Annotated in this window: 2 rRNA genes; both read left to right on the top strand. The window is 45.9% G+C overall.

From position 1 onward, the window contains the following. Window positions 1-205: ribosomal RNA gene (locus GMES_RS20785) — 23S ribosomal RNA — on the top strand; the annotation flags it as partial. A 172-nt stretch (window positions 206-377) separates the two neighbouring features. After that, window positions 378-493: ribosomal RNA gene (rrf, locus tag GMES_RS20780) — 5S ribosomal RNA — on the top strand. The last annotated feature ends 122 nt before the right edge of the window (window positions 494-615 follow it).

Below are 615 nucleotides of genomic sequence, written 5' to 3'. Positions count from 1 at the left end.
TTGCCAAAAGCATTGCCCGGTAGCTACGTTCGGAATCGATAACCGCTGAAAGCATCTAAGCGGGAAGCGAGCCCCAAGATGAGTCATCCCTGGCAGTTTAACTGTCCTAAAGGGTTGTTGAAGACTACGACGTTGATAGGCAGGATGTGGAAGCGTTGCAAGGCGTTAAGCTAACCTGTACTAATTGCCCGTGAGGCTTAACCATACAACGCCCAAGTGACTTTTTAAAAGTTTGAACGTTGAATGTATGACAAGTATTGAATCAAGAGTAAGACTAAAGAGATTTAGCAATGATTACAGCCCGACCTTAACAGGAACGGCATCAGCTTTTTACATATTGATTTATTGAGCGCAAGCTTGATAGATAACAGTTTATGTCTGGCGGCCATAGCGATGCGGCCCCACCTGATCCCATCTCGAACTCAGAAGTGAAACGCATTAGCGGCGATGGTAGTATGGGGTTTCCCCATGCGAGAGTAGCACACTGCCAGACTCCCATTTAGAATGAAGCCACCTTAATCGGGTGGCTTTTTTCGTTTCTGCGCTACAGAAAATAATCAAAGGCTATCTAAACAACAATCATAAGGTGGCTTCATCCTAAGCGCTGTCGCGCAA

It is taken from the genome of Paraglaciecola mesophila KMM 241, assembly GCF_000315015.1.
Taxonomy (GTDB): Bacteria; Pseudomonadota; Gammaproteobacteria; order Enterobacterales; family Alteromonadaceae; genus Paraglaciecola; species Paraglaciecola mesophila.
This window is presented reverse-complemented; position numbering and strand designations above follow the sequence as displayed.